The organism is Streptomyces sp. NPDC012508, from assembly GCF_042902595.1.
In the GTDB taxonomy this organism is placed as follows: Bacteria; Actinomycetota; Actinomycetes; order Streptomycetales; family Streptomycetaceae; genus Streptomyces.
Genome location: NZ_JBIBEO010000001.1, coordinates 386,825 through 409,805, shown reverse-complemented (window position 1 = coordinate 409,805; position 22,981 = coordinate 386,825). Strand labels below are relative to the sequence as shown.

Annotated in this window: 24 protein-coding genes; 19 read left to right on the top strand and 5 right to left on the bottom strand. The window is 72.0% G+C overall.

Features of this window, described 5'->3' with window-relative positions; all coding sequences use genetic code 11:
* The first annotated feature begins 48 nt into the window (after positions 1-48).
* The 4 genes from ACFY8U_RS01640 (at position 49) to ACFY8U_RS01625 (ending at position 4,377) form a co-directional block, all read left to right on the top strand.
* Complete coding sequence (locus ACFY8U_RS01640; protein ID WP_389564224.1) at positions 49-1,023, top strand: EamA family transporter; 975 nt, start codon at positions 49-51, stop codon at positions 1,021-1,023.
* A gap of 83 nt (positions 1,024-1,106) precedes the next feature.
* The gene (locus ACFY8U_RS01635; RefSeq protein ID WP_361607543.1) at positions 1,107-2,189 is read left to right on the top strand and encodes a substrate-binding domain-containing protein; all 1,083 of its coding nucleotides are present in this window, start codon (positions 1,107-1,109) and stop codon (positions 2,187-2,189) included.
* A 110-nt stretch (positions 2,190-2,299) separates the two neighbouring features.
* The gene (locus ACFY8U_RS01630; protein ID WP_389564221.1) at positions 2,300-3,079 is read left to right on the top strand and encodes an ATP-binding cassette domain-containing protein; all 780 of its coding nucleotides are present in this window, start codon (positions 2,300-2,302) and stop codon (positions 3,077-3,079) included.
* Entirely contained in the window at positions 3,076-4,377 is a 1,302-nt protein-coding gene (locus tag ACFY8U_RS01625; RefSeq protein WP_389564218.1) for a sugar ABC transporter permease, read from the top strand. The genes ACFY8U_RS01630 and ACFY8U_RS01625 overlap by 4 nt, the downstream gene beginning before the upstream one ends.
* 80 nt (positions 4,378-4,457) lie before the next feature.
* Here the strand turns inward: ACFY8U_RS01625 and ACFY8U_RS01620 are convergent, their stop codons facing one another.
* Positions 4,458-5,375, bottom strand: a complete 918-nt coding sequence (locus ACFY8U_RS01620) for an oxidoreductase (protein WP_389564215.1) — start codon at positions 5,373-5,375, stop codon at positions 4,458-4,460.
* A 39-nt stretch (positions 5,376-5,414) separates the two neighbouring features.
* Positions 5,415-6,008 carry a sigma-70 family RNA polymerase sigma factor gene (locus tag ACFY8U_RS01615; protein ID WP_389564212.1) on the bottom strand — a complete coding sequence of 198 codons (594 nt, stop codon included), beginning with the start codon at positions 6,006-6,008 and terminating at the stop codon, positions 5,415-5,417.
* Positions 6,009-6,071: 63 nt separating this feature from the next.
* On the opposite strand from ACFY8U_RS01615, the gene ACFY8U_RS01610 reads away from it, so the two are divergent.
* The gene (locus tag ACFY8U_RS01610; protein ID WP_389564211.1) at positions 6,072-6,962 is read left to right on the top strand and encodes an alpha/beta fold hydrolase; all 891 of its coding nucleotides are present in this window, start codon (positions 6,072-6,074) and stop codon (positions 6,960-6,962) included.
* Here ACFY8U_RS01610 and ACFY8U_RS01605 read toward each other — a convergent pair.
* Positions 6,902-7,708, bottom strand: coding sequence for an AraC family transcriptional regulator (locus tag ACFY8U_RS01605; protein WP_389564208.1), 807 nt, complete (start codon positions 7,706-7,708; stop codon positions 6,902-6,904). The two genes, ACFY8U_RS01610 and ACFY8U_RS01605, sit on opposite strands and share 61 nt — an antisense overlap.
* Positions 7,709-7,822: 114 nt before the next feature.
* Here ACFY8U_RS01605 and ACFY8U_RS01600 point away from each other — a divergent pair, with 114 nt between their 5' ends.
* Together ACFY8U_RS01600 and opcA are read left to right on the top strand one after the other, a co-directional pair.
* Positions 7,823-8,941, top strand: coding sequence for an MFS transporter (locus tag ACFY8U_RS01600; RefSeq protein WP_389566094.1), 1,119 nt, complete (start codon positions 7,823-7,825; stop codon positions 8,939-8,941).
* A 149-nt stretch (positions 8,942-9,090) separates the two neighbouring features.
* Positions 9,091-10,014, top strand: a complete 924-nt coding sequence (opcA, locus tag ACFY8U_RS01595) for a glucose-6-phosphate dehydrogenase assembly protein OpcA (protein ID WP_361607561.1) — start codon at positions 9,091-9,093, stop codon at positions 10,012-10,014.
* Positions 10,015-10,036: 22 nt separating this feature from the next.
* On the opposite strand, the gene ACFY8U_RS01590 is transcribed toward opcA, so the two are convergent.
* Positions 10,037-11,266, bottom strand: a complete 1,230-nt coding sequence (locus ACFY8U_RS01590; protein WP_389564205.1) for a 4-hydroxybenzoate 3-monooxygenase — start codon at positions 11,264-11,266, stop codon at positions 10,037-10,039.
* Positions 11,267-11,420: 154 nt separating this feature from the next.
* Here ACFY8U_RS01590 and ACFY8U_RS01585 point away from each other — a divergent pair, with 154 nt between their 5' ends.
* Both ACFY8U_RS01585 and ACFY8U_RS01580 read left to right on the top strand, forming a co-directional pair.
* Positions 11,421-13,157 carry an IclR family transcriptional regulator C-terminal domain-containing protein gene (locus tag ACFY8U_RS01585; protein WP_389564202.1) on the top strand — a complete coding sequence of 579 codons (1,737 nt, stop codon included), beginning with the start codon at positions 11,421-11,423 and terminating at the stop codon, positions 13,155-13,157.
* Between the two features lie 83 nt (positions 13,158-13,240).
* Entirely contained in the window at positions 13,241-13,732 is a 492-nt protein-coding gene (locus ACFY8U_RS01580; RefSeq protein ID WP_389564199.1) for a MarR family transcriptional regulator, read from the top strand.
* Here ACFY8U_RS01580 and ACFY8U_RS01575 read toward each other — a convergent pair.
* Positions 13,719-14,177: a MarR family winged helix-turn-helix transcriptional regulator gene (locus ACFY8U_RS01575; RefSeq protein ID WP_389564196.1), complete on the bottom strand. Its 459-nt coding sequence runs from the start codon at positions 14,175-14,177 to the stop codon at positions 13,719-13,721. The two genes, ACFY8U_RS01580 and ACFY8U_RS01575, sit on opposite strands and share 14 nt — an antisense overlap.
* Positions 14,178-14,343: 166 nt before the next feature.
* On the opposite strand from ACFY8U_RS01575, the gene ACFY8U_RS01570 reads away from it, so the two are divergent.
* The 10 genes from ACFY8U_RS01570 to ACFY8U_RS01525 all read left to right on the top strand — a co-directional run bounded on the left by ACFY8U_RS01570 (position 14,344) and on the right by ACFY8U_RS01525 (position 22,964).
* Positions 14,344-15,096, top strand: coding sequence for a CoA transferase subunit A (locus tag ACFY8U_RS01570; RefSeq protein WP_389564193.1), 753 nt, complete (start codon positions 14,344-14,346; stop codon positions 15,094-15,096).
* Positions 15,093-15,743 carry a CoA transferase subunit B gene (locus ACFY8U_RS01565; protein ID WP_389564189.1) on the top strand — a complete coding sequence of 217 codons (651 nt, stop codon included), beginning with the start codon at positions 15,093-15,095 and terminating at the stop codon, positions 15,741-15,743. Before ACFY8U_RS01570 ends, ACFY8U_RS01565 begins: the two co-directional genes overlap by 4 nt.
* Before the next feature lie 33 nt (positions 15,744-15,776).
* A complete protein-coding gene (gene pcaH / locus ACFY8U_RS01560; protein WP_389564186.1) occupies positions 15,777-16,547 on the top strand; it encodes a protocatechuate 3,4-dioxygenase subunit beta in 771 nt (256 codons plus the stop codon).
* A gap of 6 nt (positions 16,548-16,553) precedes the next feature.
* A complete protein-coding gene (pcaG, locus tag ACFY8U_RS01555; protein WP_389564183.1) occupies positions 16,554-17,120 on the top strand; it encodes a protocatechuate 3,4-dioxygenase subunit alpha in 567 nt (188 codons plus the stop codon).
* Entirely contained in the window at positions 17,117-18,460 is a 1,344-nt protein-coding gene (gene pcaB / locus ACFY8U_RS01550) for a 3-carboxy-cis,cis-muconate cycloisomerase (RefSeq protein WP_389564180.1), read from the top strand. Before pcaG ends, pcaB begins: the two co-directional genes overlap by 4 nt.
* Complete coding sequence (gene pcaD, locus ACFY8U_RS01545; RefSeq protein ID WP_389564177.1) at positions 18,457-19,617, top strand: 3-oxoadipate enol-lactonase; 1,161 nt, start codon at positions 18,457-18,459, stop codon at positions 19,615-19,617. Before pcaB ends, pcaD begins: the two co-directional genes overlap by 4 nt.
* A 133-nt stretch (positions 19,618-19,750) precedes the next feature.
* Positions 19,751-20,491, top strand: coding sequence for an amino acid ABC transporter ATP-binding protein (locus ACFY8U_RS01540; protein WP_361431611.1), 741 nt, complete (start codon positions 19,751-19,753; stop codon positions 20,489-20,491).
* 40 nt (positions 20,492-20,531) lie between these two features.
* Entirely contained in the window at positions 20,532-21,374 is an 843-nt protein-coding gene (locus ACFY8U_RS01535) for a glutamate ABC transporter substrate-binding protein (RefSeq protein ID WP_389564174.1), read from the top strand.
* A gap of 13 nt (positions 21,375-21,387) precedes the next feature.
* Positions 21,388-22,053: an amino acid ABC transporter permease gene (locus ACFY8U_RS01530; protein WP_361666184.1), complete on the top strand. Its 666-nt coding sequence runs from the start codon at positions 21,388-21,390 to the stop codon at positions 22,051-22,053.
* On the top strand, positions 22,050-22,964 hold the full coding sequence (locus tag ACFY8U_RS01525) for an amino acid ABC transporter permease (protein WP_389564170.1): 915 nt from the start codon (positions 22,050-22,052) through the stop codon (positions 22,962-22,964). Before ACFY8U_RS01530 ends, ACFY8U_RS01525 begins: the two co-directional genes overlap by 4 nt.
* Positions 22,965-22,981 lie beyond the last annotated feature (17 nt).

The window sequence follows — 22,981 nt, the reverse complement described above, 5'->3', positions numbered from 1 at the left end:
CAAACATGTGTTGGACTCATCGATCGTCGCCGACCGAGACTTCCGGACATGACCACTCCAGCCGCAGGGGCCCACCTGCGCGGCCATCTCTCCCGTACGCTCCTGACGGCGCTCGCCCCCGTCTCGTGGGGCACCTTCTACGTCGTCACCACCGAGCTGCTCCCGCCCGGACACCCGCTGTTCGCCGGACTTCTGCGTGCCCTGCCCGCCGGTCTGATCGCGCTGGCGATCGGCCGGACACTGCCGCAAGGAGCCTGGTGGGGGAGGGCCGCGGTGCTCGGTGTGCTCAACATCGGGCTGCTCTTCCCGCTGCTGACCGTCGCGGCCGAGCGTCTGCCGGGCGGCGTTGCGGCGACCCTCGCGGCGGCCCAACCGCTCGTCGTCGCGGGCCTGGCGGTGGTCGTCCTCCGAGAGCGGCCCACCGTCCGGCGGCTCGCCTGGGGTGTGGTCGGAGTGGTCGGCGTCGGCCTGGTGGTGATCGGGCCGAACGCTGCGTTCGACCTCGTCGGGGTCCTGGCGGGCCTCGGCAGCGCCGCCACGATGGCGCTCGGCGTGACGCTCACCAAACGCTGGGGGCGCCCCGGAGGCGTCGGTCCCGCCGCCTTCGCCGGGTGGCAACTCACGGCGGGAGGCCTCTTCCTGCTGCCCCTCACCCTCCTCGTCGAGGGCGCGCCTCCGGCGGTCGACCTGCCCGCCGCCCTGGGCTACCTCTGGCTCGGCGGGGTCGGTGGTCTGCTCGCCTTCGTCCTCTGGTTCCGTGGCCTCACAGCCCTGCCCGTCACCTCCGTCGCGGTGCTCGTCCTGCTCTCGCCGCTGGTCGCGGCCGCCCTCGGCGCCGCCCTGCTCGGTCAGACGCTCGGCCCGGTCCAGCTCCTGGGGTTCGGGCTCGCCCTCGCCTCGATCGTCGCAGGCCAGCTGCCACGGGGAGGCGGCCCGGACCGTTCGCCCGGAGGCGGCCCCGAACGTTCGCCCGGGAGTGACCCCGATCGTTCACCCGCTTGCCGGACCTCCAGTTGCGGCTAATGTCGTATTAAGGCCATAAGTACACCCCTTCGTCACCCGCGTTCACCTGGTGAAGGGAAGGGGGCGTACGGAAGGAGCCCCCGATGACCCGCACATTGCGTGGCGCGATAGCCCTGGCCGGAGCCGTGGCCCTCTCCCTGGGAGCGGTCTCCGTCAGCGGCGCCCAGCCCGGCGCCGCGGCGCAGGAGGAGATCAAGATCGGCCTGCTGCTCCCCGAGAGCAAGACCACGCGCTACGAGAAGTTCGACCGGCCGTACATCGAGCAGAAGATCAAGGAACTGGCGCCGGACGCCCAGATCGACTACTACAACGCGGCCGAGAGCGCCACCACCCAGCAGCAGCAGGTCAACACCGCGCTCGCCAAGGGTGATCAGGTGCTCATCCTGGACGCCGTGGACTCCAAGTCGATCCAGTCGTCCGTGCAGAAGGCCCATGACGCGGGCGTGAAGGTCGTCGCGTACGACCGCCTCGCCCAGGGCCCCGTCGACGCCTACGTCTCGTACGACAACTTCAAGGTCGGCGAGTTGCAGGGACAGGCGCTGCTCGACGCGCTCGGTGACAAGGCCGAGTCCGGTCAGATCGTGATGCACAACGGCTCTCCCACCGACCCCAACGCGGCGGAGTTCAAGGCCGGTGCGCACTCCGTCCTCGACGGCAAGGTCAAGATCGGCAAGGAGTACGACACGCCGAACTGGGACCCGAACAACGCCAACCAGCAGATGTCGGGCGCGATCAGCGCACTGGGCAAGGACAACATCGTCGGCGTGTACTCGGCCAACGACGGTCTGGCCGCCGGCATCGCCACCGCCCTCAAGGCATCCGGCATCAACGTCCCGTTGACGGGCCAGGACGCGCAACTCGACGCCATCCAGCGGATTCTCCTCGGCACCCAGACCATCACGGTCGAGAAGCCGTACAAGCCGGAGGCCGACATCGCCGCCACCATGGCCGTCGACCTCGCCGAGGGCAAGGAGCTGCCCGACTCCCTGACGCCCACGACCGTCAAGAGCGGAAGCGGCCAGGAGGTCCCGGCCAATCTGCTCACCCCGATCGTGGTCGACAAGGACAACATCAACGACACGGTCGTCAAGGACGGTCTGTACACGGTCGACGAGATCTGCACACCGGAGTACCAGGCCGCCTGCCAGGAGGCCGGTCTGGAGTAGCCCGTGGCCGCGGGGCGGTCGCGAGGCCGCCCGCGGCGCGGAGCCATGCCGACCGACCGGACAGGATCGATCCCCGAGGGTGAACGGGGCCCGGCAGGAGGCGGTTGAAGGTGCTCGGAACACCTGTGCTCAGTCTGCGGGGGATCTCCAAGCGGTTCGGCGCCGTCCAGGCCCTCTCGGACTTCGATCTGGAGGTCCACGCCGGAGAGGTCGTCGCCCTCGTCGGCGACAACGGCGCCGGCAAGTCGACCGCCGTCAAGGCGATCGCGGGGGTGAACCCGCCGGACGACGGAGTCATCACCTGGGAGGGCCGCCCGGTCACCATCCACCGGCCCCACGACGCCCAGAACCTCGGGATCGCCACCGTCTACCAGGACTTGGCGCTCTGCGACAACCTCGACGTCGTCGGCAACCTCTTCCTCGGCCGGGAGATCAAGAGCTGGGGAGTCCTCGACGAGGTCCGGATGGAACAGCGCTCGCGCGAACTGCTCGAGACGCTCTCCATCCGCATTCCCAGCGTCCGGATCCCCGTCGCCTCCCTCTCCGGAGGCCAGCGCCAGACCGTGGCGATCGCCCGCTCCCTGATCGGCGAACCGAAGGTCGTCATCCTGGACGAGCCGACCGCCGCGCTGGGCGTGGAGCAGACCGCCGAGGTCCTCGACCTCGTCGAGCGGCTCCGCGAGCGCGGCCTCGGCACCATCCTGATCAGCCACAACATGGTGGACGTGATGGCGGTCGCGGACCGGATCGCCGTACTGCGCCTCGGCCGGAACAACGGGTTCTTCGACAAGCGCTCCACCACCACCGAGGAGATCATCTCCGCCATCACCGGCGCCAGCGACAGCGCCGTGACGCGCCGCCAGGCCCGTAAGCGGGAGGAGGAGCAATGAGGCGCGACCGAGGCCGCCACGACCCCTCCACCCCGGGATCCGGCAACGGGGCCGACCAGGGGCCGGCCCATGACGCCATGCCCGCCGTCGACACCCGGCTGATCGTGCGGGAACAGGGACTCAAGGGATACCTCGGGGAGTTCAAGCGCAAGCTGCGCAGCGGTGAGCTGGGCTCCCTGCCGGTGGTCATCGCCGTGATCATCATCTGGACGGTCTTCGGCTCCCTGGACAGCGCGTTCCTGTCGGCGCAGAACCTGTCCGACCTGAGCCAGCAGATCGTCGGCACGGGCATGATCGCCATCGGCATCGTCTTCGTCCTGCTGCTCGGTGAGATCGACCTCTCCGTCGGCTCTGTCAGCGGCCTGTGCGCCGCGATCTTCGCCGTGCTCAACGTCCTGAACGGCATGAACGAGTGGCTGGCGCTCCTGGTCGCCGTCGCGGGCGGAGCCGCCGTCGGACTCATCCAGGGGTTCTTCTTCGCCAAGGTCGGTGTGCCCGCGTTCGTCGTCACGCTGGCCGGCAATCTCGCCTGGAACGGACTCATGCTCCAGGTGCTCGGTACCAGCGGAACGGTCAACATCCCGAGTGAGAGCATCGTCTCCGAGCTCTACTCGAAGATCTTCCACACCCCGGCCGCCGCCTATGTGGCGGCCGCCGTCGGGGTCGGTCTGTTCCTGGCGGCCTCGCTCCTCGACGCCAGGCGCCGCCAGAAGGCCAGGGTGCCGTTCCGGCCGGTCGCCGAGATCGTGATCCGTACGGTCGTCATCGCCGCGATTGCGTTCGTCACCGCGTACATCCTCAACCAGTACCAGGGGCTGCCGCTGGCGCTCCTGATCTTCCTGATCGTGCTGGTCCTCGTCGACTTCGTGCTGCGCCGCAGCTCGTACGGACGGCAGATCTTCGCCGTCGGCGGCAACATCGAGGGCGCGCGCAGGGCGGGCATCAGCGTGCCGTTCATCCGGATGACCGTCTTCTCGATCGCCGGCACCATGGCGGCGGTCGGCGGTCTCTTCCTCGCCGGGCAGATCCAGTCCGCCAGCCAGACCTCGGGTGGCGGCAACCTGCTGATGAACGTCATCGCCGCGGCCGTCATCGGCGGCACGAGCCTGTTCGGCGGGCGCGGTTCGGTCTGGTCCGCGCTGCTCGGCGCGCTGGTGATCGGGTCGATCCAGTCGGGCATGAACATCATGGGCGTCAGCAACGCGGTCCAGTTCATGATCACCGGGTCCGTGCTGCTGGCCGCCGTGGTCGTCGACTCGCTGTCCCGCCGCAGCCAGAAGGCCGCAGGACGCGCCTGAAGCGACGACGGCCGGGACGGCCGGTGCGATCGAAGCCCCGCTCGCGACTGTTCCCGGCCGTCCCCGTTCCGCTTGTGCCGCTACGCGTCGCCGCGCCGGTGCAGGGCGTCCAGGGTGGCCAGTTCGTCCTCGGTGAGGCGCAGCGCGCCCGCCGCGACATTGGCCGCCAGATGCTCCAGGTCGCCGGTGCCGGGAATGGCGAGCATGTGCGGGCCGCGGTGCAGCGTCCACGCGAGGCGGACCTGCGCCGGGCTCGCGCCGTGGGCCCGGGCCACGGCCAGCACCTCGTCGTCCACCGCGGTCTGGGCGGCGCCCGCCTGGCCGGCCGCGCCGGCGATGGAGTAGAACGGCACGTACGCGATGCCCTGCTCGCCGCACTCGCGGACGAACGCGTCGTGGTCCGGCCGGATCCCGATCCCGTACCGGTTCTGTACGCAGACCACCGGGGCGATCGCCTGCGCCTCGGCCAGGTGGTGGGGATGGATGTTCGAGAGGCCCAGGTGGCGGATGAGCCCGGCCTTGCGCAGGTCCGCCAGCGCCCCGAAGCGCTCGGCGATCGAGTCGGTGCCGAGGATCCGCAGGTTCACCACGTCGAGGTGGTCGCGGCCGAGCTGGCGCAGGTTCTCCTCGACCTGTCCGCGCAGCTCCTCCGGAGTGGCGGCATGCGTGCCCCACCGTCCCGAGGCGTCCCGGCAGGGTCCGACCTTGGTGGTGATGACCAGGTCGTCGGCGTACGGCGCCAGGGCGCGGTTGATCAGCTCGTTGGCGGAGCGCAGGGGTGAGAAGTAGAAGGCGGCGGTGTCGATGTGGTTCACACCGAGCTCGACGGCCCGGCGCAGGACGGCGACGGCCTGGTCCCGGTCGCGGGGGACGGCGTTCTCGATGAGCGCCTCGCCGGTCTGCGGCAGGCGCATCGCGCCGAAGCCGATCCGGTTGACCGTGAGGTCGCCGAGGGTCCAGGTGCCCGAGGCGGCGGCGGTGATCGTTTCCGTGGTCATCCCGAGATGATCTCCCCGTGAGGGCCGGGAGCGCCAGCGTCAGCCCCCGGCCCGGAGCCGGTCGCGCTGGATCTGGTGGGCGAGGGCCCGGCGCATCGAGGGCGTGGCGGAGGCGGGCGGGGTCACGGCCGTCTTCGCCGGGACGTCGAGACCGCGGCTGATCTCGTCGTACGCCGTCCGGTACGCGCTCCGGTTCGCGGCGGGGAAGCGGTCCGCATGCGTCCGGAGGTCCTCCTCGACCAGGCGGCGCAGTTCGTCGACGGTCCGGGGCGTGAAGCGCTTCCGGCCCCGCGCGAACGCGTGGACGTACGGCGTGCAGTGGGCGGTCTCGTCGCAGGACTCGGAGATCGCCTCGGCGAGGCCCCACAGGCGCCCTTCGAGCCACGGGGCGTCGTCCTGCCGCAGGGAGAGCGCCATCGGCGCCTCCGGCGACCTGGCCCTGACCTGCTTGGACACGGCGGGCTGGCTCATCTCGGTGAGCCGCGCGATGCGCTCCTGCGTCCAGCCGTAGCCGACGAACACCTTGATCATCTCGGCGCGCAGCCGCCGCATCTCCTCGCCCGCCCGAATGACCTCGTTCATCGCGGCGAGCATGCGCGCGGCCTCGTCCTCGGTGATCTCCTCGCCTTCCATGGCTCGGTTATACACCACCATAACCAGGTTGTATTACATGGTTATGGCTGGCAGGCTCGAACCATGACCACCTACTTCGCGGCAGCGGACGGAACCCGGCTCGCCCACCGCACGAAGGACCGCACCGGCGACCGCACCGAGGACCGCCCCGGGCGCCGCGCCGAGGGCCGTACGGAACGGGTCGGCGATCCCGTCGTCTGCGTCCCCGGAGGCCCGACGGACTCCCGCTACCTCGGCGACCTCGGCGGCCTCTCCGCGCGCCGTCGCCTGGTCCTCCTCGACCCCCGCGGAACGGGCGACTCCGCCGTCCCCCAGGATCCCGCCACGTATCGCTGCGACCGTGTCGTCGACGATGTCGAGGCCCTGCGCGTCCACCTCGGCCTCGACCGCATCGACCTGCTCGGCCACTCCGGCGGAGCGAACGTCGCCGTCGCGTACGCCGCCCGGTACCCCCACCGGGTCCGCAGGCTCGCCCTGATCACGCCCGGCACGGCGGCCGTCGGCATCACCATCAGCGGTGAGACCCGGCGTGCGGCGGCGATGCTGCGGAAGGACGAGCCGTGGTTCCCGGACGCCTTCTCCGCCCTGGAGGCCCTCACCGAGGGCAGGGGTGGCGACTGGGACGCCATCGCCCCCTTCCTCCGGGGTCGTTGGGACGATGCGGCGCGCCGGCACCACGCGGAGGCGCGGCCGGGCAACGCGGAAGCCGTCGCCGGCTTCGCCGCCGAGGGAGCCTTCGACCCGGAGTCCACCCGCGCCGCGCTCGCCGCCGTCGAGGCGCCCGTCCTCGTGCTCGCGGGGGAGTACGACCTGAACAGCCCGCCCGGGCCGGTCTCCGAACTCGCCGCGCTCTTCCCCGACGCCGCGTTCGCCGTGCAGCCGGGGGCGGGCCACTACCCATGGATCGACGACCCCGAGCCGTTCGCCGCCACCGTGGGGGACTTCCTCGTGTGACGGTGCGCGCCCGGGGTGTACCCGAAGGCGCGTCGGAAGACCTCGATGAAGGCGCTGGGCGACGACCAGCCGCAGCGGTGCGCGACGGCGGTGACCGGGACGTCGTCCGCCAGCATCCGCAGGGCGTGGTACAGCCGCGCCTGGGTGCGCCACTGAGGGAACGTCATACCGAGTTCGGAGCGGAACAGCCGGCTGAGGGTGCGTTCGCCCGCCCCGGTCGCGGCGCCGAGCTCGGCCAGCGTGCGGGGGTCGGCCGGGTCGTTCCGGAGGATCGCGCAGACGGCGGCGAGGCGGACGTCGGTCGGCGCGGGCAGCCGTAGCGGTTCCTGGGGCGAGGCCCGCAACTGGTCCCGGAGCACGGCGAGCAGGCGACCGCGCTCGGCGCCGGTGTCGCCGGGGAAGCGGGTGTACGCGAGGATCAGCTCGCGCAGGAGGGGGCTGACCGCGAGCACGGTCGGGGCGTCGAGGCCCAGCGGGTTGTCGTCGGCGGGCAGTCCGATCAGATGCAGATCCAGATGGCCGTGCGCCCGGTGGGCATGGACCGTCCCGGCCGGTACCCAGATGGCGCGGGTGCCGGGCGCGAACCACGTACCGGCGTCGGTGGTGACGGCCAGGACGCCCGCGCCCGCGTAGACGATCTGGTGGTCGTCGTGGCGGTGCGCGTCGATGCGCTCGCCGGCGGCCAGGCTCTGGGCGCGGGTCGGTGCCTCGGGGGTGTGGCGGACGGATCGGCGGGTGTTCGACACAAGTCGGCAGAATATCGAAAGCGCGACACCTGGCGGCGTTGCCACGATCGAACGGTGCCGACGAACCCGACCCTCACCCCGCCCCTCACCCCGCCCCGTCGCCCCCTGGCGCTGATGTCCTGGGGGCACGCGTGCGTGGACGTCTATCAGGGAGCCGTCGCGGCTCTGGTGCCGTTCTTCGTCTCCGAGCGCGCCTACAGCTACGCCGCAGCCTCGGGCGTCGTTCTCGCCGCCTCGCTGCTCTCGTCGGTGGTGCAACCGCTGTTCGGAGCGCTCACCGACCGATGGGCCCTGCCCTGGCTCCTGCCCGTGAGCGCGCTGTTCGCCGGGGCCGGTGTCGCGCTCAGCGGTGTCGGCGACTCCTACGCCCTGACCCTGGCCGTGGTCGCCGTGTCCGGGATCGGCGTCGCCGCGTACCACCCCGAGGCGGCGCGCGTCGCACGCCGGGCGAGCCGGGGCAGTCACACGGCCATGGGCTGGTTCTCCCTCGGCGGCAACCTCGGCTTCGCCGCCGCGCCCCTGCTGGTCGCGGCGGTCGTCGCCACCGGAGGCCTGGACGCCACCCCGCTGCTGGTCGTCCCCGCCCTCGCCGGCGCGGCCCTGTGCGCGGCCGCGCTGCGGTCGATCGGCGCCCCGACGGAGAAGGCGCCCGGCGACGGCACCGGGACGTCCGCACGCCGGGACGACTGGGCATCCTTCGCACGGCTCTCCGGGGCGGTCGTCTGCCGCTCGATCGTCTTCGTCGCACTCGCCACCTTCCTCTCCCTGTACGCGCGCCGGCGCACAGGCGGCGGCGAAGTCGCCGGTACGGCAGCCCTGTTCGTGCTCTACCTCGGCGGCGCGGTCGGCACCGTGGCCGGCGGGAAGCTCGCCACCCGCCATCAGCGGGTCACGGTCGTCCGGTGGTCCTACGCCCTGACCGTCCTTGCCGTGGCCGGTGTGATCCTCGTCCCCGGCCCGCTCCTCTATGTCTTCGTCGCGCTCACCTCGGCGGGCCTGTACGTGCCCTTCTCCCTGCACGTCACCCTCGGCCAGGACTACCTGCCCGGGCGCGTGGGCACGGCGAGCGGGGTGACGCTCGGACTGACCGTCAGCGTCGGCGGCCTCGCCAGTCCGATGGTCGGAGCCCTCGCCGACGCCACTTCCCTCCGCGCCGCCCTCGCCCCGCTGATCGCCCTGCCCGCTCTCGGCTGGCTGCTGCTGCGCACCCTGCGGGAGCCGGAGTCGCTGTGACCCCGCGGGCGGGCGAGTCGCGCACCGCACCCGCGGGCGGGCGAGTCGCGCACCGCACCCGTGGGTGGGGCGGGAGTGTCTCCGCCCGCGTAGGCTCGGGGAGACAGGCCGCAGCGATCACAGGGCGACGGAGGGAACGGGCGCGGGCCATGAAGATCGATCTCACGGACACCACATCCAGCAAGATCAACAAGGCGATCGTCGAGGGCCGCAGGGCCGTCGGCACACCCGCCGTCGGCATGGTGCTCACCCTCGTCATCGTCACCGACGAGGAGAACGCCTACGACGCGCTGAGGGCCGCCAACGACGCCTCGCGCGAGCACCCGTCGCGCACACTCGTCGTCATCAAGCGCCATGCCCGTACGCCTCGGCGGCGGCATGAGGACCGCCTGGACGCGGAGGTGCGCGTCGGCAGCGACGCCGGCTCGGGGGAGACCGTCCTGCTCCGGCTGCACGGCGAACTCGGCGCCCGCGCCGACTCCGTGGTCCTCCCGCTGCTGCTCCCCGACGCCCCCGTCGTCGTCTGGTGGCCCGTCGACGCCCCAGACGTCCCGTCCAAGGACCCGCTCGGCTCACTCGCCCAGCGCCGCATCACCGACGCCTACGCCGTCGAGGACCCCCTCGCCGCGCTCGCCGTCCGCGCCGCCTCCTACGCCCCCGGTGACACCGACCTCGCCTGGACCCGGCTCACCCCGTGGCGCTCGATGCTCGCCGCAGCCCTCGACCAGGCCGCCGCGACGGTCGTCTCGGCCGCCGTGGAGAGCGAGGCCGACAACCCGAGCGCCGAGCTGCTGGCCCGCTGGTTCGAGGACCGGCTGCGGGTCCCGGTCGAACGGGTCGTCACGGACGGGCCGGTCGTCACCGCCGTGCGCCTCGGCACGCCCGACGGCGAGATCCGCATCGACCGGCCGGAGGGTCCGGTGGCCCGGCTCTCCATCCCCGGCCAGCCCAGCCGCGTCCTCGCCCTGAAGGTCCGTACGACGGCCGAGCTGATCGCCGAGGAACTGCGCAGGCTCGACCCCGACGAGATCTACGCCTCCGCGCTGCGGACCACCGCGACACCGGTGGCGTGACGGGCGCCGTGGCGGAAATCCGTCACGGCACCGCAGGACGCGCCGCAGGAGGCACCGCCCGGAGCGGCGGCTCCCCGATCGGCAACCCCACGTAGTTCTGGGCGAGTTCGGCGGCCGCGTGCGACGACGTCGCGATCCGGTCCAGTTGCGAGAGTTGGAGACGCGTGTCGAAGCCGGACTGGGCCGGATCGCGGTGCAGCGTCGTCGTCATGGCGTACGAGAAGTGCTCGGCGCGCCACACCCGGCGCAGGCACGTCTCGGAGTAGCCGTCGAGCAGCTCCGTCGAACCCGTCGCCTCCCGGTGGGCGAACGCCCGCGCCAGGACGATCACGTCGGCGGCGGCGAGGTTCAGCCCCTTCGCACCGGTCGGCGGGACGATGTGGGCCGCGTCCCCGGCAAGGAACAGCCGCCCGTACCGCATGGGCTCCGTCACCGAACTCCGCATCGGCAGCACCGACTTCTGGGTGATCGGGCCGCGCCCGAGCCGCCACTCGGGTGCCTCCCCGAGCGCGAAGCGCGCGTCGAGCTCGTCCCAGATCCGGTCGTCCGGCCAGTCGGCCGGGTCGGTGCCGTTCGGCACCTGGAGGTAGAGCCGGCTCACGGCGGGGGAACGCATGCTGGCGAGGGCGAAGCCCCGCTCGGAGTGCGCGTAGATCAACTCCTCGTACACGGGCGGGGCTTCGGCGAGGATGCCGAGCCAGGAGTACGGATACGTCCGCTCGTACGTCGTCCGCTCGCCCTCCGGCACGGCCGTGCGCGCGACCCCGTGGAAGCCGTCGCACCCGACCACGTAGTCGCAGGTCAGGGTCTGCTCGCGGCCCTCGTGGGTGTAACGGATCGCCGGACGGTCCGTGTCGACGCCCTCCACCGACCGCACCTCGGCGCCGAACAGGAGCGGGCCGCCGTCGGTGAGTTGAAGGGCGATCAGGTCCTTCACCACCTCGGTCTGCGCGTAGACCCAGACCCGGCGGCCGTCGGTGAGCGCGGGGAAGTCGACCCGGTGGGCGCGCCCGTCGAAGCGCAGCTCGATGCCGTCGTGGGCCATCCCCTCGGCGTCCAGCCGTGCGCCCGCCCCGGCCGCGCGCAGGGCGTCGACGGTGGCCTGTTCGAGGATCCCGGCACGCTGCCGCCGCTCGACGTACGCCCGGTCGCGGGACTCCAGGACCACGCTGTCGATGCCGGCGTTGTGCAGCAGCCGGGCGAGGAGCAGCCCGGAGGGGCCGCCGCCGATGATGCCGACCGTGGTGTGCATCGAGCCTCCATGTTCGTATAGTGAAATAAACTTCACCGAAGAGCGGGGCGAGTCTGCGCCTGCCGCGCCGGGCTGTCAACGCCCACCGTGGACGCCGCAGCCCGCTGCGGCGTCCGTCCTCTACGGTGTCCCCAAGATCCGTCAGGGAGAGTCCATGCCACCGACCGAGACCGTGCCGGCGCCGGACACCGACGCGTCGGGGGATGTGCCGTCGGAGGCCGTCGCGCCGCTGATGCGCGGGCTCATGGTGCTGCGCCGGCTCACCGACGCCGACGGGGTCCTGAGCCTCAGCGAGCTGGAGCGCATCACCGGTCTGGCCCGCTCCACCGTCGACCGGGTGACCGGCACGCTCGCCCGCATGGGATACGTACGGCTCGACGGCCGTGACGTCTTTCTCGCGCCCCGGCTGATGGACCTGGGCAACGCCTATCTGGCCGCCCTCGGACTTCCCGGGCTGCTCGGCGGCCAGGCCGACGCTCTCGCGGACGCGCTGGACGAGTCGGTGTCGCTCGCGGTCGCCGACGGCGACGGCATCCGCTTCGTCCACCAGGCCACCCGTCGGCGCGCGATGTCCCTCAGCTTCCGCATCGGCGACCTGCTGCCGGCCGAACGGACGGCCCCGGGAGCCGTGCTGGCCGCCGAGTGGACGGAGGCGGAGTGGACGCGGTGGCGGACGCGCAGAGCCGCGGATCCCAGGGCGTCCGGCTTTCCCGCCGTACCGCCCGGTGAGGGGCCGGACGAGAAGGAGTTCGCCGCGCGGGCGGCGCGGGCCGGTGAGCGGGGCTGGGCCCTGGACGACCAACTCATCGAGCCGGGCCTGGTCGCGCTCGCCCTGCCCGTACGGGACGCGGACGGGGCCGTCGTCTGTGTGGCCAGCGTGGTCAGCCACACCAGCCGCCACACGGCCGATTCGTTGCGCGAGGCGATGCTGCCCCGTCTGCGGGCCGCGGTCGCGGACTGGGAGCGGCTCCTGAGCGGAGAGGACCGCGAGACGGCGGCGCGCCCGCAGGCCGGCCCGCGGCCGGCGCACCCGCAGGCCGGCCCGAGGGACCTCGCACCGCGACCGCCCGGGCTCGCCGACTGGACCCATGCCTCGAAGCAGGAGCTCGGCCGGGGCTTCGTCGAGTCCCTCGCCCGGGGGCTCACCGTCCTCACCGCGTTCGGCGAGGGCCGGGCCGCGCTCTCCCTGAGCGCCGTCGCCGAGGCCACCGGGCTCGCCCGGGCCACCGCGCGGCGCGCCCTGATCACCCTGGAGCATCTGGGGTACGTCTACGCCGAGGGCCGGCTGTTCCGGCTCACCCCTCAGGTCCTTGCGCTCGGCTACCCGTACCTCTCGCGGCTGCCGCTCCCGCAGATCGCCGCTCCGCACCTGGCCGAACTCTCGCGGCGCGTCCACGACTCTGCGTCCCTCGCGGTCCTCGCCGGCCACGACGTCCGGTACACCGCCCGGGTGGCCACCCGCCGGATCATGAGCGTCCACATCACCGTCGGCACCCGCTTCCCCGCCCACGCCACCTCGCTGGGCCGGGTGATGCTCGCCGATCTGCCGCCCGACGCCCGTGCCGCGTGGCTGGCGGACATCGAACCGCGGGCCCTCACTCCGCACACCCTCACCTCGGTCGGCGAACTCGCCGCCGTACTGGAGCGTGTTCGGGAGCAGGGTTACGCCCTCGTCGACGAGGAGCTGGAGCAGGGCCTGCGCTCGATCTCCGTGCCGGTCCGCGACCGCGCGGGCGCGGTGGTGGCTGCCGTGAACGTCGCCATGCACAGCAGCCGCCGCACGGTGGAGGAGACCGTCGCCGACGTCCTTCCCGAACTGCGCGCCACGGCCGCCCGGATCGAGGACGACCTGCGCACGGCGGGCCGCTTCACCCCCGTACCCGAAGCCTGACGGACCGTGCCCGACACCTGGGCCAGCCCTCGGCCTGGGGCGGCCCACCCGGGCCGGCAGCGGGCAGGTGTAGCGTCGTGATCATGGAATCGCCGACCGGCACCGCCACCGACCAGGCGCCCGCAGATCCGGCCGCCGCCGACGACAGGCCGGCGACCCAGCCCATCGGCTACTGGAGTGGACTGGCGCACACGGCCGTGACCCGGCACCTGCGGGACAGCATGGCCACGATCGACGCCACACAACCGCAGTACTGGGTGCTCAACAACGTCGGATACGCGCCCGCCGCGCCGAGCCGCGCCGAGGTCGCCGACCAGCTGGCGCCCCTCGCGGACGGACCGTACGAGATCCCCCGCGTCGTCGACCAGCTGCTCCATCGCGGCTGGCTGCGGACCGACGCAGAACAGCGTCTGTACCTCCCGGACGCCGGCGAAGCCGCCAGAGTGCGGCTGCGCGAGCTGGTGACCGAGCTGCGAGCAGTGGTCCACGACGGAGTCAGCGACGAGGAGTACGTGGCCGCGCTCACCGTGCTGCGCCGGATGATCTCCAACGTCGAGGCCGTCAGGAAGCCGTAGGCTCCGCCGGGTCCCGCAGCCGCTCGGCCGCGTCCGACACCCGCAGCATCAGGCTCAGGAACTGCGCCTGCTCCTCGGCCGAGAGGGGGGCCAGGAAGACCTGGTTCATCCGTGCCGTGCGCACCGTGAGCCTGCGGTGCGTGCGCCGGCCCTCCTCGGTCGGCCGCAGCAGGAAGCGGCGGCCGTCCTCGGTGTCGCGCACCTTGTCGAGCAGGCCGCGGCGCGTGAGCCGGCTGACGACCTCGGCGATCGTGGAGCGGTCCAGGCCCACGCGCTCGCCCACCGTCCGCTGATCGAGTCCCGGCTCCGCGGTCAGCGCGTTGAGGACGCCGAACTGCGGAGAGGTGATCTCCTCCGAGACCATCGTCGTCCACAGCAGATGGTGTGCCTGCTGGAGCCGTCGGGCCAGGTGCCCGGGATGGGTGGTCAGATCGACCGCGGCCATCGTCTCCTCCGGTTGTGTTCGTCGGTGTACTGAACGATACGCCTCCGCTCCGAGCGCCTATTGACCCGCGCAGGTGCCAATGCCAGCATGGCGGCATCGCATCAGATACTCAGTGCACTGACTAATAACGACTCACCACTACGACTCGACTCCGGAGGCTCTCCGAATGGACAAGGTCGTCCCCACCGCGGCGGACGCGGTGGCAGACGTCGGTGACGGGGTCTCGCTCGCCGTCGGCGGCTTCGGCCTCAGCGGCGTACCGGACGTGCTCATCGACGCCGTCCACCGGCGCGGCTCGGCCCGGCTGCGGGTCGTCTCCAACAACTGCGGGGCCATGGACTCCGGCCTCGCCGTCCTCCTCTCCGCAGGCCGCATCGCACGCGTCACGGGCTCGTACATCGGCGCCAACAAGGAGTTCGCCCGTCAGTACCTCGCCGGTGAGCTGGAGGTCGAGCTGATCCCGCAGGGCACGCTCGCCGAGCGGCTCCGGGCCGGCGGCTGCGGCATCCCGGCCTTCTACACACCCGCGGGCGTCGGCACACAGGTCGCCGACGGCGGCCTGCCCTGGCGCTACGACGGCGACGGCGGCGTCGCGCTCGCCTCGCCGCCCAAGGAGGTACGGGAGTTCGACGGCGTCGCGTACGTCCTGGAGCGCGGCATCCGCACCGACTTCGCGCTCGTCCGCGCCGCCCGCGGGGACCGCCACGGCAACCTCGTCTTCAACAAGTCGGCGCGGAACTTCAACCCCCTGGCCGCGATGGCCGGAAAGGTCACGATCGCCGAGGTCGAGGAGCTGGTCGAACCGGGCGGGCTCGACCCCGACGCCGTGCACCTCCCCGGCGTCTTCGTCCAGCGCGTCGTCGCCCTGACCCCCGAACAGGCCCGGGAGAAGCGCATAGAGAACAGGACCACGCGATGAGCTGGACCCGCGAGCAGATGGCCGCCCGCGCCGCGCGCGAGCTGAAGGACGGTCAGTACGTCAATCTGGGCATCGGACTGCCGACCCTCATCCCCAACCACCTGCCCGAAGGGGTGGAGGTGATCCTGGAGTCGGAGAACGGGATTCTCGGCACCGGCCCGTACCCCACCGAGGAGGAGGTCGACCCGGATCTCATCAACGCCGGCAAGGAGACCGTCACCGTCCTGCCCGGAGCCTCCTACTTCGACTCGGCGCTCTCCTTCGGAATGATCCGCGGCGGCCACATCGATGTCGCCGTCCTCGGGGCCATGCAGGTCTCCGCCCGTGGCGACCTCGCCAACTGGGCCGTACCCGGCAAGCTCGTCACCGGCATCGGCGGAGCGATGGACCTCGTGCACGGCGCCCGGACCGTCATCGTCGTGATGACCCACACCGCCAAGGACGGCACCCCGAAGATCGTGGAGGAGTGCACCCTCCCGCTGACCGGCCGGGGCTGCGTCGACCGGATCGTCACCGACCTCGGCGTCCTGGACGTCACCGACGACGGTCTCGTCCTCACCGAGACCGCACCCGGCGTCGACCCCGCCGACGTCCTCGCCAGGACCGCGGCCACCGTCCACCGCGCCGCCGACGCCCCCGCCCGCTGACACCTCCGCCCGCTGACACCTCCGGGAACCCACATGGCCCTCACCCAGTCGGACATCGACACCGAGATCGACGAGCTCCAGAACGCCTACGACAAGGAGCTGGCCGCCGGCGCCCCGCCCCGCAGCCACCCGGCCCGCGACTACGCCCCGTACCGCAGCTCCCTGCTCCGCCACCCCCGGCAGCCGCTCGTCGCGGTCGACGGCGGCGACCCCGAGACCGTCGAGCTCTCCGGCCCCGTCTTCGGCCCCACCGACGTCACCGAGACCGACCACGACCTCACGCGTCAGCACGCCGGCGAGCCCCTCGGAGAGCGGATCACCGTCTCCGGCCGCCTCCTCGACCGGGCGGGGCGCCCTGTCCGCGGGCAGCTCATCGAGGTGTGGCAGGCCAACGCCTCTGGCCGGTACGCCCATCTGCGCGACCAGCACCCCGCCCCGCTCGACCCGAACTTCACCGGCGTCGGCCGCACCCTCACCGACGACAAGGGCCGCTACACCTTCACCACCGTCAAGCCGGGCGCCTATCCGTGGCGCAACCACACCAACGCCTGGCGCCCTGCCCACATCCACTTCTCCGTCTTCGGCGCGTCCTTCACCCAGCGGCTCGTCACACAGATGTACTTCCCCGGCGACCCGCTCCTCGTCCACGACCCGATATGGCGCTCGGTCACCGACCCGGCGGCCCGCGAACGGCTCGTCGCCCGCTACGACCACGCGCTGTCGCGGCCCGAGTTCTCCCTCGGCTACGCCTGGGACATCGTCCTCGACGGCCCCTCCGCCACCTGGATCGAAGAAGGGCGCTGACCCGCGATGCCGCTCCTCCCCACCCCGTCCCACACCGTCGGCCCCTTCTACGGCTACGCCCTGCCCTTCCCCGGCGGAGAGCGCATGGCACCGGACGGCCACCCGGACCGGATCGTCCTGCACGGACACGTGTACGACGGTGAGGGCGCTCCCGTCCCCGACGCGCTCCTCGACTTCTGGCAGGCCGCACCCGACGGCTCCCTCACCGGCGCGCCCGGGTCGATGCGCCGCGACCCCGTCACCGGCGGCCATCTCGGCCGCAACGGAACCGACTTCACCGGCTTCGGCCGGGTCGCCACGGACGCCGACGGCCATTACGCGCTCGCCACGCTGCCGCCCGGCAACACGGGCCTGCCGTACGTCAGCGTCTGTGTCTTCGCCCGCGGCCTGCTGCACCACCTCTTCACCCGGGCGTATCTGCGGGACGGCGCCGACACGCTGCTCGACGCGCTCCCGCCCGAGCGCCGCACCACGCTGGTCGCCACCCCCGACGAGCGGATCGCGCCCCGTACATACCGCTTCGACATCCGCCTTCAGGGCGAGGGCGAGACGGTCTTCCTGGAGTTCACATGACGTCCGACCCCACCGATGTGGGCCTCCTCGCTCCGGGTCGCGCGGGCTCCCCGGCCGAGGCGGCGACCGGCGACCCCGCGTTCCTGCGGGCGCTCCTCGACGCGGAGGCGGCCCTCACCCGCGCCCAGGCCGCCACCGGGCAGGCGCCGGAGGCGGCCGCCGACGCGGTCACGGCAGCCGCGGCGGACACCGCACGCTTCGACGTACGCGACATCGCCCTGCGCGCCCGGGCCGGGGGCAACCCCGTCATCCCGCTCGTCGCGGACCTCTCGGCCGCGGTGCCGGGGGAGTGGCGCGCGTACGTCCATCGGGGAGCGACGAGCCAGGACATCATGGACACCGCGACGATGCTGGTCGCGCGCCGCGCGCTGGGACCGGTCCTGGACGACCTCGACCGTACGGAGCGGGCCCTGGGCGCGCTGGCAGCCGCGCACCGGGACACGGCCATGCCCGGCCGTACCCTCACCCAGCACGCCGTGCCCACCACCTTCGGGCTCAAGGCGGCCGGCTGGCGCGCGCTCGTACTCGACGCGCGCGACCGGATCCGTACGGTACGCAACTCCCTGCCCGCCCAACTCGGCGGCGCCGCGGGCACCTTGGCCGCCTTCGACGCGTACGGCGAAGGCGCCGCGGGGAGCGCCGACCGGCTCGTGGCCGCCTACGCGCGGGAGACCGGCCTCGTGGAGCCCATGCTGCCCTGGCACACCCTGCGCACCCCGATCGCCGACCTCGCCGGAGCCGTCGCCTTCACCGCCGGGGCCCTCGGGAAGACCGCCGTCGATGTCCTCACCCTCTCCCGCACCGAGATCGCCGAGGTCACGGAGGGGACGGGCGGAGGCTCCTCCGCCATGCCGCACAAGACGAACCCCGTGCGCGCCACGCTCGTCGCCACGGCCGCGCGGCGCGCTCCGCACCTCGCCGCCACGCTGTACGGCTCGCTGGCCGCCGAGGACGAGCGGCCGGCCGGCGCCTGGCACGCCGAGTGGGAGCCGCTGCGCGAGCTGCTCCGGCTCGTCGGCGGCGCGGCCCGCGACGCCGCCGAACTGGCCTCGGGGCTACGGGTGCACGCCGATGTCATGCGTCACCACCTCGGTCTCACCGGCGGGTCGATCGTCTCCGAGCGGCTCTCCGCCGCTCTCGCCCCTCTCCTCGGACGCGTCCGGGCGAAGGAACTCCTCACCGAACTCGCCCTGCGTGCCCGCGCCGAGGGTCGCCCCCTCGCCGAACTGCTCGCCGGAATCCCCGAGGTGAAGGGCCTCGACCTCGACGAGCTCACCGACCCCACCCGCTACACCGGCTCCGCCCGAGCCCTGACCGACCGCGCCCTGGAGCGACCGTGACCGCCACCACCCCGCCGCCGTTCGCGGGACTGCACCACCGCGTCGAGGGGCCGGTCACCGCGCCCGTGCTGATCCTCGGCCCCTCGCTCGGCACCTCCACCGCCCTCTGGGACGCCGTCGCGCCCGAACTCTCGGCCACCCACCGGGTCGTCCGCTGGGACCTGCCCGGCCACGGCGGCTCACCCGCCTCCCTCATCGGCCCCGGCGCGACCGTCGCCGACCTGGCCCGTCTCGTACGCGACCTCGCCGACGCGCTCGGCGCCGAACGCTTCTCGTACGCCGGGGTCTCCCTCGGCGGCGCGGTCGGCCTGCACCTCGCCGCACACCAGCCCCAGCGGGTGGAGCGGCTCGCCGTCCTCTGCTCCTCCGCGCACTTCGGGCCCGCCGCGCACTGGGCCGAACGCGCGGCGACCGTGCGCCGCGAGGGCCTCGCCGCACTCGCGGACACGGCCCCTGCCCGCTGGTTCACCCCAGGCTTCACCGTCCCGGAGCTCGTCGCCGACCACCGCGAGGCGGACCCGGAGGCCTACGCCGCGTGCTGCGACGCGCTCGCCGCCTTCGACCTGCGAGACCGGCTCTCCTCGATCACCGCCCCCACCCTCCTCGTCGCCGGGCGGGAGGACCCCGCGACCCCGCCCGCCCATCTGCGGGAGATCGCGGACGCGGTCCCCGGCGCGACGCTCACCGAGATCGCGGGGGCCTCGCACCTGGTGCCCGCCGAGCGGCCCGAGGCCGTCCTCGCCGCGTTGCGCGGCCACTTCACGGACGGGGGCGCGAAGCGGGGCATGGAGGTCCGCCGTCAGGTCCTCGGCGACGCGCACGTGGACCGTGCGCAGGCGGGCCAGACGGCGTTCACGGCGCCCTTCCAGGATTTCATCGCGCGCTACGCCTGGGGCGAGGTCTGGACCGACCCCACCCTCTCCCGGCGCGAACGGAGCCTGGTCACTCTTACGGCGCTGGTGGCCCGCGGCCATCTCGACGAGCTGGCGATGCACGTCCGGGCGGCCCGCCGCAACGGGCTCACGCCCGAGGAGATCGGGGCCGTACTGCTCCAGACCGCGGTCTACTGCGGCGTACCGGCCGCCAACGCGGCCTTCGCCGTGGCCGGGCGCGTCCTCGCGGAGGAGCCGGCGCCCGGGCCGGGCCCGACCGGCTGACCGCATCGCCATGACAATCGTTTTCATATCGCCCCCCGGCTTCGCCCCGCGACGGGCGTCCGGCGTGCAGTAAACCGGTCGAGGGCGGAGCATGAACGTGAGGAGGGTGGGGGCGGCGAACCAGGAGGCTGCCATGCCCGACGCGCTCGTCGTGCTGAAGGACGTCGACAAGTACTTCGGCGAGCTCCATGTGCTCCAGTCCATCGACCTGACCGTCGGCCGTGGCGAGGTCGTCGTCGTCATCGGTCCGTCCGGCGGCGGCAAGTCGACCCTGTGCCGGGCCATCAACCGCCTGGAGACCATCGACTCCGGCGAGATAGCCATCGACGGCAAGCCGCTGCCCGCCGAGGGCCGCGAGCTGGCCGCCCTCCGCGCCGATGTCGGCATGGTCTTCCAGTCGTTCAACCTCTTCGCGCACAAGACCGTGCTCGAGAACGTCACCCTCGGCCAGATCAAGGTCCGCAAGAAGGACAAGAAGGCCGCCGAGCAGCGGGCCCGCGAGCTGCTCGACCGCGTCGGGGTCGCCTCCCAGGCCGACAAGTACCCCGCCCAGCTCTCCGGCGGCCAGCAACAGCGCGTCGCGATCGCCCGGGCGCTGGCCATGGAGCCGAAGGTCATGCTCTTCGACGAGCCGACCTCCGCGCTGGACCCCGAGATGATCAACGAGGTACTGGAGGTCATGCAGCAGCTCGCCCGTGACGGGATGACCATGGTCGTCGTCACGCACGAGATGGGTTTCGCGCGCTCCGCAGCCAACCGCGTGGTGTTCATGGCGGACGGCCGGATCGTCGAGGAGACCACACCCGACCAGTTCTTCAGCAATCCGAGCAGCGACCGCGCCAAGGACTTCCTCTCGAAGATCCTGCACCACTGAACCGTGGCCGCCGCTCACAGCAGCCCCCTGGGGTGATCACATGAACCCGCGCAAGCTCACCAAAGCCGTGGTGGCAGCCGCCGCCGCTCTCACCCTCTCCTTCTCCCTGGCCGCCTGCGGCGGCGACAGCGGGAACGGGTCGAGCGGTGACGAAGAGAAGATCACCGTCGGCATCAAGTACGACCAGCCCGGCGTCGGGCTGAAGACGCCGGACGGCACGTACACCGGCTTCGACGTCGACGTGGCGACCTACGTGGCCCAGCAGCTCGGCCGCGAACCCGGCGACATCGAGTGGAAGGAGGCCAAGAGCGCCGACCGCGAGACGATGCTGGAACGAGGCGACGTCGACTTCATCGCGGCCTCCTACTCGATCAACGACCAGCGGGAGGAGAAGGTCGACTTCGCCGGTCCGTACCTCCTGGCCCACCAGGACGTGCTGATCCGCGCCGACGACAACTCCATCACCAAGCCCGAGGACCTGAACAACAAGAAGCTCTGCTCGGTCACCGGCTCCACGTCCGCGCAGAACGTCAAGGACAAGATCGCCCCCGACGCGCAGCTCCAGGAGTACGGCGGCTATTCGGAGTGCCTGACCGGCCTGGAGAACGGCGTGATCGACGCGGTCACCACCGATGACGCGATTCTCGCCGGTTACGCCTCGCAGCCGGAGTTCGAGGGCAAGTTCAAGCTCGGTGGCTTCGAGATGAGCAACGAGAACTACGGAATCGGCGTCCAGGAGGGAAGCGAACTCAAGGAGCAGATCAACGACGCCCTCGAGAAGATGGTCGCCGACGGATCCTGGGACGCAGCCGTGAAGAAGAACTTCGGACCGGCGGAGTACCAGAACGAGCCCGCGCCGGAGGTCGGCGTCGTCGTCAAGTGAGCGGCAGGCCCACGTGTTCGACTTCCTCGAAGGGTACGACCTGCTGGGAGCCTTCTGGGTGACGGTGCAGCTCACCGTCTACTCGGCGATCGGCTCCCTGATCTGGGGGACGCTGCTGGCCGCCATGCGCGTCAGCCCCGTCCCCCTGATGCGGGGCTTCGGCACCGCCTACGTGAACATCGTCCGCAACATCCCCCTGACGGTCATCATCGTCTTCACCTCGCTCGGTCTGTTCCAGACGCTCGGGGTCAACATGGGTGCGGACGACTTCACCACCATCAACTTCCGGCTCGCCGTCCTCGGACTGACCGCGTACACCTCCGCCTTCGTCTGCGAGGCGGTGCGCTCCGGCATCAACACCGTGCCCCTCGGTCAGGTCGAGGCGGCCCGCGCGATCGGACTCAACTTCCCCCAGGTACTGCGCCTGATCGTGCTGCCGCAGGCCTTCCGCTCGGTGGTCGGACCCCTGGCGAACGTGCTGATCGCCCTCACCAAGAACACCACCGTGGCCGCGGCCATCGGCGTCGCCGAAGCCGCCCTGCTCATGCGGGAGATGATCGAGAACGAGGCCCAGCTCATCCTCATCTCGGTGATCTTCGCGGTCGGCTTCATCTGCCTCACACTGCCCATGGGGCTCTTGCTCGGCTGGGTGAGCAAGAAGGTGGCGGTGAAGCGATGAAGACCAAGCCCACCGTCCTCTACGACGTCCCGGGGAAGCGTGCGAAGCGCCGCAACGTCCTCTACACCGTGCTCTTCCTGATCGCCCTCGGCGCGGTGATCTGGTGGGTCGTACTGACCCTCGTCGACCAGGGGCAGCTGGAATGGGCCAAGTGGTCCCCCTTCTTCACCGACTCCCGCACGTGGACCACGTTCCTCCTGCCCGCCCTGAAGAACACCCTTGTCGCCGCCGCGCTCGCCGTGGTCATCGCACTGCCCGTCGGAGCCCTGCTCGGCATCGGCCGGCTCTCCGACCACCGCTGGGTGCGGGGCGTGGCCGGCACTGTCGTGGAGTTCTTCCGCGCCATCCCCGTGCTCATCCTGATGCTCTTCGCCAACGCCGCCTTTTCGGAGTTCACCGACATCAGCCCGGAGAGCCGGCCGCTCTACGCGGTCGTCACCGGCCTCGTCCTCTACAACGCCTCGGTGCTCGCCGAGGTGGTCCGGGCCGGGATCCTCTCCCTGCCCCGGGGCCAGACCGACGCCGCCAAGGCCATCGGCATGCGCAAGGGCCAGACCATGACGAACGTCCTGCTGCCCCAGTCGGTCACCGCGATGCTCCCGGCCCTCGTCAGCCAGCTCGTCGTCATCGTCAAGGACACCGCGCTCGGCGGAGCGATGCTCGGCTTCTCCGAGCTGCTCGCGTCCGTGCGCCCGATGAGCGCCAACTACGGCGCCAACACCATCGCCAGCTTCACCGTCGTCGCCGTTATCTTCGTGATCCTGAACTTCGCGCTCACCACCTTCGCCGGCTGGCTGGAGCGCCGGCTGCGCCGTGCGAAGAAGTCGACGGGCGCGGTCGTCGGTGCCGACGCGGTGGAGGAGCTCGCGACCCCCGGCGAACACGTCGGCCCCGCCGACGGGACCAGATGACCGGCGGGCCCCGGACC